General features: G+C 67.1%; 14 protein-coding genes. 7 read left to right on the forward strand and 7 right to left on the reverse strand.

The genetic code is table 11. From position 1 onward, the window contains the following. Window positions 1-22 precede the first annotated feature (22 nt). Together hutC and BCO18175_RS22980 are read right to left on the reverse strand one after the other, a co-directional pair. Window positions 23-760, reverse strand: coding sequence for a histidine utilization repressor (gene hutC / locus BCO18175_RS22975; RefSeq protein ID WP_174984302.1), 738 nt, complete (start codon window positions 758-760; stop codon window positions 23-25). 30 nt (window positions 761-790) lie between these two features. Beyond that, the gene (locus BCO18175_RS22980) at window positions 791-1,333 is read right to left on the reverse strand and encodes a helix-turn-helix domain-containing protein (protein ID WP_174984305.1); all 543 of its coding nucleotides are present in this window, start codon (window positions 1,331-1,333) and stop codon (window positions 791-793) included. A gap of 134 nt (window positions 1,334-1,467) precedes the next feature. On the opposite strand from BCO18175_RS22980, the gene BCO18175_RS22985 reads away from it, so the two are divergent. From BCO18175_RS22985 to BCO18175_RS22995, 3 genes are read left to right on the forward strand one after another with little or no spacing between them, the layout of a single operon-like run. After that, window positions 1,468-2,250, forward strand: a complete 783-nt coding sequence (locus BCO18175_RS22985; protein WP_174940598.1) for an aldolase — start codon at window positions 1,468-1,470, stop codon at window positions 2,248-2,250. A 50-nt stretch (window positions 2,251-2,300) separates the two neighbouring features. Continuing rightward, a complete protein-coding gene (locus tag BCO18175_RS22990; RefSeq protein WP_174984308.1) occupies window positions 2,301-3,197 on the forward strand; it encodes a dihydrodipicolinate synthase family protein in 897 nt (298 codons plus the stop codon). Beyond that, window positions 3,194-3,901 carry an MOSC domain-containing protein gene (locus BCO18175_RS22995; RefSeq protein ID WP_174984311.1) on the forward strand — a complete coding sequence of 236 codons (708 nt, stop codon included), beginning with the start codon at window positions 3,194-3,196 and terminating at the stop codon, window positions 3,899-3,901. The genes BCO18175_RS22990 and BCO18175_RS22995 overlap by 4 nt, the downstream gene beginning before the upstream one ends. A 21-nt stretch (window positions 3,902-3,922) precedes the next feature. Here BCO18175_RS22995 and BCO18175_RS23000 read toward each other — a convergent pair whose 3' ends face one another. Then, window positions 3,923-4,687 carry an SDR family oxidoreductase gene (locus BCO18175_RS23000; protein ID WP_174984314.1) on the reverse strand — a complete coding sequence of 255 codons (765 nt, stop codon included), beginning with the start codon at window positions 4,685-4,687 and terminating at the stop codon, window positions 3,923-3,925. A 356-nt stretch (window positions 4,688-5,043) separates the two neighbouring features. Here BCO18175_RS23000 and BCO18175_RS23005 point away from each other — a divergent pair, with 356 nt between their 5' ends. Further along, a complete protein-coding gene (locus BCO18175_RS23005; protein ID WP_174972879.1) occupies window positions 5,044-5,751 on the forward strand; it encodes a YceH family protein in 708 nt (235 codons plus the stop codon). A gap of 90 nt (window positions 5,752-5,841) precedes the next feature. On the opposite strand, the gene BCO18175_RS23010 is transcribed toward BCO18175_RS23005, so the two are convergent. From BCO18175_RS23010 to BCO18175_RS23020, 3 genes are read right to left on the reverse strand one after another with little or no spacing between them, the layout of a single operon-like run. Beyond that, window positions 5,842-7,107: a hypothetical protein gene (locus BCO18175_RS23010; RefSeq protein WP_174984863.1), complete on the reverse strand. Its 1,266-nt coding sequence runs from the start codon at window positions 7,105-7,107 to the stop codon at window positions 5,842-5,844. After that, window positions 7,107-7,529, reverse strand: a complete 423-nt coding sequence (locus tag BCO18175_RS23015) for a hypothetical protein (protein WP_174984316.1) — start codon at window positions 7,527-7,529, stop codon at window positions 7,107-7,109. The genes BCO18175_RS23010 and BCO18175_RS23015 overlap by 1 nt, the downstream gene beginning before the upstream one ends. Before the next feature lie 29 nt (window positions 7,530-7,558). Further along, entirely contained in the window at window positions 7,559-8,113 is a 555-nt protein-coding gene (locus BCO18175_RS23020; RefSeq protein WP_174984319.1) for a hypothetical protein, read from the reverse strand. Between the two features lie 402 nt (window positions 8,114-8,515). Here BCO18175_RS23020 and BCO18175_RS23025 point away from each other — a divergent pair, with 402 nt between their 5' ends. The 3 genes from BCO18175_RS23025 (at window position 8,516) to BCO18175_RS23035 (ending at window position 11,749) form a co-directional block, all read left to right on the forward strand. Beyond that, on the forward strand, window positions 8,516-9,832 hold the full coding sequence (locus tag BCO18175_RS23025) for a lipase family protein (protein ID WP_174984321.1): 1,317 nt from the start codon (window positions 8,516-8,518) through the stop codon (window positions 9,830-9,832). Between the two features lie 194 nt (window positions 9,833-10,026). Continuing rightward, a complete protein-coding gene (locus BCO18175_RS23030; protein ID WP_241019847.1) occupies window positions 10,027-11,157 on the forward strand; it encodes a 3-deoxy-7-phosphoheptulonate synthase in 1,131 nt (376 codons plus the stop codon). A 163-nt stretch (window positions 11,158-11,320) separates the two neighbouring features. Then, window positions 11,321-11,749, forward strand: a complete 429-nt coding sequence (locus BCO18175_RS23035) for a PRC-barrel domain-containing protein (protein ID WP_046548755.1) — start codon at window positions 11,321-11,323, stop codon at window positions 11,747-11,749. A 92-nt stretch (window positions 11,750-11,841) separates the two neighbouring features. On the opposite strand, the gene dapF is transcribed toward BCO18175_RS23035, so the two are convergent. Then, window positions 11,842-12,660 (reverse strand): diaminopimelate epimerase, encoded by an 819-nt coding sequence (gene dapF, locus BCO18175_RS23040; RefSeq protein WP_174984326.1) that lies wholly within the window; start codon window positions 12,658-12,660, stop codon window positions 11,842-11,844. Window positions 12,661-12,690: the final 30 nt, after the last annotated feature.

Raw genomic sequence — 12,690 nt, forward strand, 5'->3', positions numbered from 1 at the left:
ATGCGCAGGGTGTAACGAAGGATCAGGTCGGGTGGCGTCCGGCACCCGGCTTGAAGCGCGAGCCGAGCCGGTAGCGGTTGCCCGGATGCAGGAAGTGCACGAACGTGACGGGCAGCCCGTTCGTCCAGGTGCGGCGTGTGAGCGTGAGGCACGGCTCGTCGGCGCGCATGTCGAGCAGCCGCGCCTGTTCGCCGGTCGGCAGCGACGCATCGACCACGTGCTCGATCTCCAGTTCGTAGTGCGACACGTTGTTGAACAGGTACTCGGACGGCGGTTCGACCTGGAAATCCTGGTCGATGAAGCCGGGCGCGGCGGCCGGGTTCACGTAGCGATCCTCGAGCTGGATCGGTCGGCCGTTTTCCTCGTGCACGCACACCACGTGAAACACCGGCGTGTTGACCGGCAGGCCGAACGCGGCCGCGACGTCGAACGACGCGGGCTCGCTCGACCGGCTCAGCACGCGGCAGCGATATTCGTGCCCGCGCGCGCGGATTTCGTCGCGGATGTGCGCGATCATCAGCAGGTTCGACTGCGGCTTCACCTCGGCGACGAAGGTGCCGACGCCCGCGATGCGCTTCAGCACGCCTTCCTCGGTCAGCTCGCGTAGCGCGCGGTTGACCGTCATGCGTGCGACGCTGAACTGGGCGGCGAGATCGAGCTCGGACGGAATGCGGTCCCCGGGGCGCCAGTCGCCCGATTCGACGTTCTGGCGAACGAGCGTCTTGATCTGCTGGAACGGTGCGGTGGCCTTCGTGACCATCGGGGATCCTTGCGCGAAGAGGTAACGATGCTAGTCGTCGTGACTGACGACGACCAGGATCTCCGCCTGCGCGGTGCCGAGGCTGCGCGTGCGGTGCGGGATGAGTGCGTTGAAATAGACTGAATCGCCGGTCTTGAGTTGCACCGTCTCGTTCGGAAATTCGATTTCGACGCGCCCCTTGTGCACGAACAGGAATTCCTCGCCTTCGTGCTCGCGGAACGTCGACGCGACGAATTCGTGCGGCGGATGCACGACGAACGGCAGCATCTTCTTCGGCGCGACGCCGGCCGCGATGCTTTCGAAGCGGTGTGCCTGGCTGTCGGCCGCCGCGCCCATCGCCGTACGTTCGCCGGCGCGCGTGACAGTGATCAGCTCGCGGTTGTGACTCTCCGAGAACAACTGCTCGACGTCGACATTCAGTGCCTTCGACAACTTCAGCGCGACCGCGATCGACGGCACGCTCAGGCCGCGCTCGACTTTCGACAGGTAGCTCTTGGTGAGGCCCGTCTCGTCGGCCAGCACATCGAGCGTCCAGCCCTTCTGTTTTCTGAGCAGCTTCAGGCGAATCGTCATGGGGCGCCAGGTGTCCTTCGAAAAACCGATTGTAACGCATGACACAAAGTGTCCTGTGGTGTATCGTGTGTCATGTTTTCCGGGAAAAGCGGCCGCGGACGGCGCGACCGACCCGATCCATTCAGGAGGTGAACATGGCGGAAACGCTGAATCTGACGAAGGAGGCGCTGGTCGCGCTGGCGGAGCGGCGTCTGGACAACGAGGTGGGCGACAGCGGCTGGTCCGCGCGGCAGAAGCTCGCGCTCACGTGCCGGATCCTGTTCGACGCCGGTCACGATTCGGGCCTGGCCGGGCAGATCACCTGCCGCGCGGGCGACGCCGGCACGTACTACACGCAGCGGCTCGGGCTCGGCTTCGACGAGATCTCGGCCGCGAACCTGCTGCGCGTCAACGAGGATCTCGACGTCGTCGACGGCGAAGGTATCCCGAATCCGGCCAACCGGTTCCATACATGGATCTACCGCGAGCGCCCGGACGTGAACTGCATCATCCATACGCATCCGGCGCATGTCGCGGCGCTGTCGATGCTCGAGCAGCCGCTCGTCGTGTCGCACATGGACACCTGCCCGCTGTACGACGATTGCGCATTCCTGAAGGACTGGCCCGGCGTGCCGGTCGGCAACGAGGAAGGCGAGATCATCTCGAAGGCGCTCGGCAGCAAGCGCGCGATTCTGCTCTCGCATCACGGCCAGCTCGTGGTCGGCAAGACGATCGAGGAAGCGTGCATCCTCGCGCTGCTGATCGAGCGGGCCGCGAAGCTGCAGCTGCTCGCGATGTCGGCCGGCGAGATCAAGCCGGTGCCGCCGGCGCTGGCGCGCGAAGCGCACGACTGGATTTCGAAGCCGAAGCGCGATGCGGTGACGTTCGACTACTACGCGCGCCGTGCATTGCGCACGCACCAGGACTGCGTCGCATGAGCGGGCGATTCGTCGCTGCCGTGTCCGACCATCACTGAGGAATACCTATCGTGTCCATCTTGCTGAAAGGCATCATTGCCTACCCGGTTACGCCGTTCACCGTTGACGGCGACATCGACCTGAAAACGCTCGACGCGCTAATCGAGCGCCTGATCGCCGACGGCGTGCACGCAATCGCGCCGCTGGGCAGTACCGGCGAAAGCGCCTACCTGTCCGACGCCGAATGGGAGGCGGTTGCCACCGCGTCGATTCGCGCGGTGCGCCGGCGCGTGCCGACCGTCGTCGGCATTTCCGATCTCACCACGGCGGGCGCGGTGCGCCGCGCGCGCTTCGCCGAACAGGCCGGCGCCGATGCGGTGATGGTGCTGCCGGTGTCGTACTGGAAGCTCGGCAACGACGAGATCGTCGCGCACTATCGCGCGATCGGCGACGCCATCGGCATCCCGATCATGCTGTACAACAACCCGGCGACGAGCGGCGTCGACATGTCGCCCGACCTGATCGCGACGATCTGCCGGACCGTCGACAACGTGACGATGGTGAAGGAGAGCACCGGCGACATCGGGCGGATGCACCGGCTCGCGCAGTTGAGCGACGGCGCGATCCCGTTCTACAACGGCAGCAATCCGATGGCGCTCGCCGCGCTTGCAGCGGGCGCGGCCGGATGGTGCACGGCCGCGCCGAACCTGAATGCGGCGTTGCCGCTGGCGCTGTTCGACGCGATGCGCGTGGGCGACCTGGCGCGCGCGCGGACGGTCTTTCATGCGCAGCTGCCGCTGCTGCAGTTCATCGTCAACGGCGGGTTGCCGGTGACCGTGAAGGCCGGGTTGCGCATGCGCGGCTTCGATGCCGGCGAACCGAGGAAGCCGCTGATGCCGCTCGGCGACGCGCGCACGCGCGAACTCGAACGCCTGCTCGCGGCACTGCCGGACGGTGTGACGACATGAGCGATGCGGCACGGCCGGCGATCTCGGCCGCCATCGGCGCGGTGCGGGTCGGCAAGCGCCGGCCGCTGGCCGGCACGCCGCACACCAGCGCGATCGACAAGCAGGCGGTCGGCTCCCGTCTGTGGCTGGGCACGCTCGGCTTCGCCGGCGACGAGCAGGCCGATGCGCGGCATCACGGCGGCCCCGACAAGGCAGTTCACCACTACGCGTACGATCACTATGCGTGGTGGTCGGCGCAGATCGGCGCGCGTGACGTGCTCGCGCAACCGGGCGCGTTCGGCGAGAACCTGTCGACACACGGCGTGACCGAGCACGACGTGTGTCTCGGCGACGCGTTCACGCTGGGCGGCGCCGTGCTCCAGGTGTCGCAGTCGCGGCAGCCGTGCTGGAAGCTGAACGCGCGTTTCGATCATCCGCGGATGGCCGCGCTCGTGCAGCAAAGCGGCCGGACCGGCTGGTACTACCGTGTGTTGCAGGAGGGCTGGGTGGCGCCGGGCGACGTGCTCGCGCTGCATCGGCGCGACTATCCGCAATGGCCGCTGTCTGGCGTGCTCGACGTGCTGTACCGGCGCACGCTCGACATGACCGCGCTCGATGCGCTGTGCGACGTGCCGATACTGCCGCCCGGCTGGCGCAAGATGCTCGAAAAGCGCCGGACGGAGCGGCAGGTCGAAGACTGGACGAAGCGGCTCGAAGGGCGTTGACGGGCCGCGTGGCCGCGTGACTCAGTGGCTCGGCAGTTCTCGCACGTCGGTGGTCGGCACCGAGCCGAACGCGTCGCTCAGCGCATAGCCGATCAGTTGTCGTGCGGCTGCCTCGGGCGTCGCGAGCACGCCGCTCGACTTCAGCTGGTCGAATTTCTCGCGCATCGGGAAATTGTCTTCGCTGGTCGAGCGGATCGTTGCCTGCATGCCCGTATCGACAACACCCGGTGCGACGCTGCAGATCCGCAGCGCGCGGTTCGCGTCGAGCGCGACCGCGCGCGCATGGTGATCGAGCGCGGCCTTGGTCGCGCAGTAGATGCTCCAGCCCGCGTAAGCGTTGCGTGCCGCGCCGCTCGACACGTGCAGGATCCGGCATTCGGTCGTGGCCGATGCCGCCTGTGCAAGCGCGGCCGACAGCATCAGCGGCGCCGCGACGTTTACGCCGACCGCGCGCGCGACGATCGCCGGATCCTGCGCGGCGAGCGGGCCGATCGGATCGACGATGCCTGCGTTGTTGAACAGCAGCACGATCGACGCGCCGTCGACGAAGCGGCGCAACGTGTCGCCCGCCAGCCAGGCCGCGACGGCCGGCGTGTCGGACAGGTCGAGTTCGATTTCGGCGAAACGGTCGCCGGCTTGCGACGCGAGCGTCGGATGACGGCTGCGCGACACGCCGAGCACGGCGACGCCTTCCAGCAGCAGTTGTTCGGCGAGCGACGCGCCGAGGCCGCGCGTGTGTCCGGTGACGATGGCGCGCACGTGCGGTGCGGAAGAGGATGCGGTCATGGTGGTGAACGGGTCGAAGGGGTGAACGGATGAGCGGCGTCGACGAACGGTGCGCATGCGCGGCGGCATGGCGTGCGGGACGGGCGATGCGTGGTCTGGCGTGCGAAGGCGGTCGTGCTGCGCTGCGGACGTCGGGGTGACGCATATCGTAGCGCCCGCATGCGCGTCGCGCAAACGCCGCCGTGCGGCATCGGCCGGCCAATACGTTGGACGAAAGCCTGCTGCGGCAAGTGCGCGCGCCGGCACGTCGCGCGGCGCCGGGCCACGCGACGCGAGCTATCATATGGCTCGCCCGTGCGCGATGCCGGACGGGCCGCGACCGTTTCCCTTCACTGCTGCATGCTGCGACGCCACCCATGAACACCACGCCGGATACGCCCACGCCACGCGCCCTTCGCGAACTCACGCCCCTCGAGGCCCGCATTCTCGGTGTGCTCGTCGAGAAACAGCACACGGTGCCGGACACCTATCCGCTGTCGCTGAATGCGCTGACCGCGGGCTGCAACCAGAAAACCGCGCGCTCGCCGGTGATGAACGTCAGCGAGGATGAAGTCACGACCGCGCTCGACGGGCTGAAGCACCTGAGCATCGTGATGGAAGGCAGCAGCAGCCGCGTGCCGCGTTTCGAACACAACGTGAACCGCGTGCTCGGCATCCCGAGCCAGGCGATCGCGCTGCTGACGATCCTGCTGCTGCGCGGCCCGCAGACGGCCGCCGAGCTGCGCCTGAACAGCGCACGCCTGCACGGCTTCGCGGATATCTCGTCGGTCGAGGCGTTCCTCGATGAACTGGCAGCGCGCACGCAGCCGCTCGTCGTCCGGCTGCCGCGTGCGCCGGGCGCGCGCGAGAACCGCTGGATGCACCTGATGTGCGGCGAAGTGAACCTGGCCGACTTCGCGAGCGCGGATGCCGGTGGCGCCGATTCTGTGCCGCCTTCGGAATTCGAAGCGCTGAAGGCCGAACAGAAGCGCCTCGCGGATGAAGTGGCGCGGTTGAATGCGCTGGTTCTGCGGATGGCCGGCGAGCTGGGCATCGACGTCGACGCGCAAGGCGACGCGTCCTGATGCAGATGGCGGCGGCGCCTGTCGATCGACCGGCTCCGTCGTTGCACAAGCCGGGCGGGGCGCGATGCGGGTACCCCCCGCATCGCCGCGTTACTTCAGCTTGACGCCCGGTACGAGATAGCGCGAACCGCCCGGTTTCAGGATCGGCGCCAGCGCCGCAAATGGCGCATCGAGTTGCGGCCCGAGGCAGGCGCCCATTGCGTGCCCGATACCTGAGACGCTGAACGACAGCTTGCCGGGCGCATCGAGTTCGAACGCCAGATACTGCGGGAACACATCGGCACACGCCATCGAATCGCGGTCGCCATCCGTCGGGTGAGCGCCGGATTCGGCTTTGTCACGCAGTCGCGTAATGAAACTTACGAGCACGGGGCTCGTTGCCGGGGCGCCGTCCGCGCCCGCCGTCGTCGCGTCGATCACGCGATTCCAGTCGAGGTACGTACCACGCAGCAGGTCGAACGTGACCGGATCGTAGTGATTGTTCGGATGGGCGCCGCCGCAGTATGTACTGCCCGATTCCACGATGCCGAGTGCCGCAGGCGACAGCCACGTGACCGTCACCTGTTCGTCGTCGAAGCCGCCGAGCGAACCGGCGGCCGGCCCGTCGTCGGAATAGCGGGTCGACGCGCATTCGAGCGCAGCGAGATTCATCTGCCAGTGCTGCTGCTCGAGCAGGCGGTTGACTCGGCTCATGACAGCAGGATCGGGATGGCGGCTCAGGCGCGGATACATGAGCTTCGTGCGCGGGTCGCGCCACATCCGGTACGCGACGGTGCCGTCTCCGATCTCGGGGCCGGCCGGCTGCGCGTGCCCGGTGAGCTTCAGCGTCGCATAAGGTGCCTGCCGCATGTCGATGGCCGCGCCGATTGCGATACCACTGCCGACGCCGCCGGCGATGCTGTTGGTGATCGCTTCGACGGCGCCGGGCGCGACTGCGTCGGGATCGTATTCGGCGACGCGGCGCAACGCGAAGGCACGTGACTTGCCGGAGCGCGCATCGGTCCAGCGGCCGCGATAGCCGGCCTTGTCCCGCGTGCCCTGCCAGGTGGCCGCGGCATGATCGAAATCGGCTTGCTCGCGGTATCCCAATGGACTACGGGCATCGTCCGGCAACTGCGTTCGCACGAGCGGCTCGACCAGTTGCGCGGGCGTGCCGTGCAGCGGAATATCGACGCCGTGCTGCGCATAGAAGTAGCGGCCCGAGATCGAGCCGTCCGCAGCCGGGCGATCGTCGAGTTCCATCACGACGGCGCCGGCGCCTTGCAGCGTTCCTTCGTAGACCGTGCGCGGTGCGGCATTCGCGAAGCCCGCGTGCAGCGCGACCAGCACCCACGCCATCCGGATCAGCGGGCGCATCACCAGCGGCACCCGGTTTGTTCGGAGGCGTCGACGTCCATTGCTCTGCCGAACGCGGTCTGCTTGCCGGTGCGCGCGCTGGTATAGGTCATCGAATAGATCATCGCGCCCTGCGACATCATCTCGTAGCGCCCGTTGATCCTGCCGTCGACCATTTCGACCCAGGTCGTCGTGAACTGGTGCGGGCGGCCCTCGGCGAGCACTTCTTCGTCCACGTGCTCGACCACCAGCGGCAGGGCCGTTTTCGCCCTCGCATAGCGGACCATGCCGCCCGACCAGTCGACAGCGTCGTCGTAATAGGTGCGCATCTCGAAGCGTACGGGTTTGTCGCCGTCCGATTTGAAGCAGTACACCTCGGTGGAGACCTTGGCGAACGCGGGCAGCGCCGCGCAGAGCAGCAGGACGGAAAATGTTTTCTTCATGATGGGCCGGTGAAGGATGAAGTGCGGCATCAACCGAGCACGATTCGCGAAGCGCCCGCATCGACGAGCCGGAACAGCAGATCCTCGACGGCCGTCTCGGGCGCGGAACCCAGATCCGCATTGACGCGCCACCCCTGTTCCGTGCGAACCGGTTCCGACAGGTAGTGAACGATCCCGTGCAGGCCGTCTTCGGACGGTGCGTTTTCGTCGTCGACATCGAACCACGCGAAGAACCACGTCTTGAACGCATCGACCGCCGCGCTTTCGTCGAGACCGTCGGCCTCGATCGCGGCCCAGTCCCACGCGAACGGGCGAATCGACACGGCCGCTGTTTCGAGGTCGAATGCCAACGGCTCGAACTCCAGCTGCGTGGCGGAGTCGACCATCGCCGGCTGGCCGGCCGTTTCGCCTTCGGTCGTGATGATATCGGCCCGGCACGGCAACGCGAGCGGCCCTTCGGTGGCGAGCGTGCCGTCGGCGCGCCGGTAGGCCGGTTCGACGATCACGGCCGGTTGCGCAGCCGCGTTCGCGAGCAGGTCGGCATACGGTTGGCGGATGGCGCGGAGCAGTTCGGAGACGGTCATCGTGGCGTGTCGGTTGGGCAGGAAACGATCGGTCGCAGGCAAGTGGTGCACGGTGCGGCCGGCATCGCACGACGCGGCCTTCGGTACCGGACAGCCGTGATCGTACGGCACTTCCGCAAAACACGGGCAGTCGGCCGAATGGCCGGAGCGCACTGCATCTCGCCGCGTCGGTTTTAGACGTTTACCTTCAAACAATGGAAAACGTCCATCGAGCGCGTGCACGTTGTGCTTCAATTCATCCGGTTTGTACTCCTACTAAAACTGCGGATTCAGAACAGCCCGGATTATTCATTCACAGGAGACAGTCGATGGCTCGGAAACGGTTTTGAAGCGGCACACGTGATGGTCTGCAACACCGCGAACTTCCTTCGATGAAAGCAGGTTTTCCCAGGGGCCCCAACCATGTCCTCCAGACGTTTCATGATGGCCGCGGCGGCCGTGTCCGCCGCGCTGGCCATCGCCGCACCGCCGGCCAGCGCCGCCGCGCCGACCGTGTCCGACCCGTTCTACACGTACACCGGCACCGCGCCATTGGCATCGATTCCACCGGGCACGGTGCTCAAGACGCGCAACGTCACCTATCACGTGGCCGGCATTCCCACTGCGCTCACCGCGCAGCAGTTGCTGTATCGCACCAATAACGCGCTGAACCAGCCGGTCGTCAACGTGACGTCGGTGATCCGGAGCCAGGTCAGCAACGGCCAGGCCATCTCGTACCAGTCGGCCTACGATTCGCTGAACCCGTACGACGAGCCGTCGCAGGTGATCGCCGGCGACCGCGACGTCACGAAGGTCATCAACATCGGCACGTTGCTGTACAGCGCGGAATCGATTCCGCTGTCGACGCTGCTGCTGCTGGGCTACAACGTCATCGTGCCCGATACGGAAGGCCAGACGGCCGACTTCGCCGCCGGCCCCGAATACGGGATGACGACGCTCGATTCGATTCGCGCCGCGCTCAATACGCCGTCCACGGGCCTGAATCCGTCGAGCAAGGTCGCGATGATCGGCTATTCCGGCGGCGCGATCGCGACCAACTGGGCCGCGCAGCTCGCACCGAGCTATGCACCAGAGATCAACAAGCAGCTCGTCGGCGCGGCGGAAGGCGGCGTGCTGGTCGATCCCGCGCACAACCTGCGTTACGTCGACGGCAGCATCGTCTGGGGCGGCGTGGCCGCGGCCGCGCTGGCCGGGCTGTCGCGCGGCTACGGTTTCGACCTGACGCCCTATCTCAGCGATACCGGCGTCGCCGTGTTCAAGGACATCCAGAGCCAGTCGCTCGCGTACATCCTGCCGAAGTACACGGGGCTGCACTGGGGCACGCTGTTCAAGCCGCAATACGCGAACGACATCAACAGCATTCCCGTGTACGTGACGTATGCGAACAAGGTGAATGCGGGGCTGGCAGCCTCGCCGACGATCCCCATGTTCATCGGCCAGGGCACGGCGGGCGCGCTCGATGGCACGTTCAGCAGCCAGGTGGGCGACGGCGTGATGATGGCGTACGACGTGCGCGCACTGGCGCAGAAGTTCTGCGCCAGCGGCACGCCGGTTACGTACAACGAATATCCGCTCGAACATGCGGGTGCGATCGTGCCGTGGGTGGCCGGCATGCTGCCGTGGCTCTACGACCGCTTCAACGGGAAAGCCGCGCCGAGCAATTGCTGGCTGACGTCGCTGCTGCCGAGCAATTCGCTGGCGCCCGAGACACTGCACTAGCCGCAACGCCGCGCGTGATGCGGCGCATCGCAGGGCGACCCTTCGCGGGTCGCCTTTTTTCTTTTCTCCTTTTGATCTCCATCGCGCTGCGGCTATGCAGCCGCGCCCGCACCCCCGCCGCAACCCGCCGCGTTCCCGCCCGGGTGCCATAATCGAGCCTGCCCATCATTACAGACGTCCCCCGGAGAATCACCATGCAGAACCTCGACAATCCTTCCCACGATCGCGAGGTAGGCAGCGCCGACGCGACGCAGGACACCACGCGCATCGACGACGTCCGCATCGGCGCCGTGCGCCCGCTGATTTCACCGGCGCTGCTGCTGGACGAACTGCCGGTGCCGGCCGCCACGCAGACGCTCGTCGAGGATACGCGCCGCGCGATCGGCGACATCCTGCACGGCCGCGACGACCGGCTGCTGCTCGTCGTCGGCCCGTGCTCGATCCACGATCACGATCAGGCGCTCGATTACGCGCGCCGCCTGAAGATCGCCGCCGATGCGCTGAAGGACGACCTGCTGATCACGATGCGCGTCTACTTCGAAAAGCCACGCACGACGGTCGGCTGGAAGGGCTACATCAACGATCCGCGTCTCGACGGCAGCTTCCGCATCAACGAAGGGCTGCGCGCTGCGCGGCAACTGCTGCTCGACATCAACGCGCTTGGCCTGCCGGCGTCGACCGAATTCCTCGACCTGCTGAGCCCGCAGTACATCGCCGACCTGATCGCGTGGGGCGCGATCGGCGCGCGCACGACCGAGAGCCAGAGCCATCGCCAGCTCGCGTCGGGCCTGAGCTGCCCGATCGGCTTCAAGAACGGCACCGACGGCGGCGTGCAGGTCGCGTCCGACGCGATCGTCGCCGCGGCGGCGAGCCATGCGTTCATGGGGATGACGAAGATGGGGATGGCCGCGATCTTCGAGACGCGCGGCAACGACGATGCGCACGTGATCCTGCGCGGCGGCAAGAACGGCCCGAACTACGACGCCGAACATGTCGAGGCGAGCTGCGCGGTGCTGCGCAAGGCCGGCTTGCGCGAGCAGGTGATGGTTGACTGCTCGCACGCGAACTCGAACAAGTCGCACGACCGGCAGATCGACGTCGCGCAGGATCTCGCGCGGCAGCTCGCGCAAGGCGAGCACCGGATCGTCGGCGTGATGGTCGAGAGTCATCTCGAGGCCGGGCGCCAGGACCTGAAGCCGGGCGTGCCGCTGAAGTACGGTGTATCGATCACCGATGCGTGCCTGAGCTGGACGCAGACGGAACCCGTACTCGACGTGCTGGCCGAGGCGGTGCGGCACCGGCGCGTGTATTCGCGCAACGCGTGACGGGTGCTGCGTCATCGCGTCCGATGCAGCGTTTCGCGAGTGGCGCTAACATGATCCGGTGCGATGCGTCGTGCGCAGGCCGCCGTGCTTCAGGCGGCGCATGCATGAAGGCGGCTTGGCCGGCCGCCGACACCGACAACAATTCACCGGAGTACATAACAGCATGGCTTTCTACAAGACACTCATCGCAGCAACCGTCCTCGCATCGAGCGTCAGCGCGCACGCGCAGATCGCCGGCGCACAGCCGATCAGCGTGACCGTCGAGCAATCGCAGGCGCTGCTCGAAGGCTGGAGCGTGAAGAAGAGCGTGCTCGGCAAGGCTGTCTACAACGACGAGAACCAGAAGGTCGGCACCGTGCGCGACCTGATCGTCGCACCGGACGGCTCGGTGTCGGCGGCGATCGTGTCGGCCGGCGGCTTCCTCGGTGTGGCCGCACACGACGTCGCGGTGCCGATCGCGTCGCTCGACGTGCGCAACGGCAACATCTACCTGCCGGGTGCGACGAAGGATGCATTGAAGGCGACGCCGGCGTTCCAGTACGCGAAGGTGCCGTCGCCGCCGAAGCCGAAGAAGCTCGACGACAAGCACTGAGCAGGCACTGATTTGCACGGCCCGGCGCGCGATGCGCCGGGCCTGGTCCGGCCGGCCGCGCGCCGGTGAGGCTCGCGCGTTGGCCCGGATCTTCAGCCCTCGGGCGTCTGCTCGCCCAGCCAGTTTCCGCTGAACCCGAACGCGACCGGCCCGCTCAGGAACACACTGCCGGCGCCATCCCAACGCACGGTGACGTCGCCGCCGTCGCACTCGACCCGCACGGTGTCGTCGAGCAGCCCGCGCCGGATGCCATTGACGACCGCTCCGCACGAACACGATCCCGAACCGAGCGGCACACCGCCGCCGCGCTCCCAGATGCGCAGGCGAATATGCGTGCGATCGATCATCTGAACGAAATGCACGTTGGTTTTCTGCGGAAACAGCGGATGCGTTTCGATGGCCGGGCCGAGCGCCGCGACATCGATCGAGCGGAGATCGTCGACGAAGAACGTGCAATGCGGATTGCCCATGTTGCAGGCGGCCGGCGCGCCGGGCAGCGGCAGCGCGAGGGTGTCGAGTGCCTCGGCGGCCGGCACGTCCTGCCAGCCGGTGAGCGGCCTGCCCATCTCGACGGTGATCAGGCCGTTCGCGTCCGTCGAGCAAACGAGATACCCGCGCGGAGTCCGCAGCACGAGCGACGCCATGCCGGTTTCCCGCATCAGTTGCCACGCGACGCCACGCGTTGCGCTGCCGCAGGTATCGAGCGGCGAGCCGTCGGCGTTCCAGAACGCGACGCGGGCCGCCGCGTCGTCGCAGTCCGACACGACCGCGAGCTGGTTGAAGCCGATGCCGCGCTTCCGGTCGCCCATTTGCCTGGCGAGGCGGCCGTCGATGGCGTGCGCGGTGCCGCGCAGGTCGACGATCGCGAAGTCGTCGCCGTTCGCGTGCATTTTCTGAAATCCGATCGGCATGGCGGTTCCGGAATGGAGGCAGGCGAACAC

Origin of the sequence: Burkholderia lata (assembly GCF_902499335.1) — a bacterium.
Lineage (GTDB): Bacteria > Pseudomonadota > Gammaproteobacteria > Burkholderiales > Burkholderiaceae > Burkholderia > Burkholderia lata_B.

What these genes read in the sequence shown, in the direction of transcription:
- BCO18175_RS23005 (WP_174972879.1), top strand. Translation starts at nt 5,044, where the DNA reads ATGAACACCACGCCGGATACGCCCACGCCACGCGCCCTTCGCGAACTC.
- BCO18175_RS23015 (WP_174984316.1), bottom strand. Translation starts at nt 7,529, where the DNA reads ATGAAGAAAACATTTTCCGTCCTGCTGCTCTGCGCGGCGCTGCCCGCG.
- BCO18175_RS22995 (WP_174984311.1), top strand. Translation starts at nt 3,194, where the DNA reads ATGAGCGATGCGGCACGGCCGGCGATCTCGGCCGCCATCGGCGCGGTG.
- BCO18175_RS22980 (WP_174984305.1), bottom strand. Translation starts at nt 1,333, where the DNA reads ATGACGATTCGCCTGAAGCTGCTCAGAAAACAGAAGGGCTGGACGCTC.
- hutC (WP_174984302.1), bottom strand. Translation starts at nt 760, where the DNA reads ATGGTCACGAAGGCCACCGCACCGTTCCAGCAGATCAAGACGCTCGTT.
- BCO18175_RS23020 (WP_174984319.1), bottom strand. Translation starts at nt 8,113, where the DNA reads ATGACCGTCTCCGAACTGCTCCGCGCCATCCGCCAACCGTATGCCGAC.
- BCO18175_RS23025 (WP_174984321.1), top strand. Translation starts at nt 8,516, where the DNA reads ATGTCCTCCAGACGTTTCATGATGGCCGCGGCGGCCGTGTCCGCCGCG.
- dapF (WP_174984326.1), bottom strand. Translation starts at nt 12,660, where the DNA reads ATGCCGATCGGATTTCAGAAAATGCACGCGAACGGCGACGACTTCGCG.
- BCO18175_RS23035 (WP_046548755.1), top strand. Translation starts at nt 11,321, where the DNA reads ATGGCTTTCTACAAGACACTCATCGCAGCAACCGTCCTCGCATCGAGC.
- BCO18175_RS23000 (WP_174984314.1), bottom strand. Translation starts at nt 4,687, where the DNA reads ATGACCGCATCCTCTTCCGCACCGCACGTGCGCGCCATCGTCACCGGA.
- BCO18175_RS23030 (WP_241019847.1), top strand. Translation starts at nt 10,027, where the DNA reads ATGCAGAACCTCGACAATCCTTCCCACGATCGCGAGGTAGGCAGCGCC.
- BCO18175_RS22985 (WP_174940598.1), top strand. Translation starts at nt 1,468, where the DNA reads ATGGCGGAAACGCTGAATCTGACGAAGGAGGCGCTGGTCGCGCTGGCG.
- BCO18175_RS23010 (WP_174984863.1), bottom strand. Translation starts at nt 7,107, where the DNA reads ATGCGCCCGCTGATCCGGATGGCGTGGGTGCTGGTCGCGCTGCACGCG.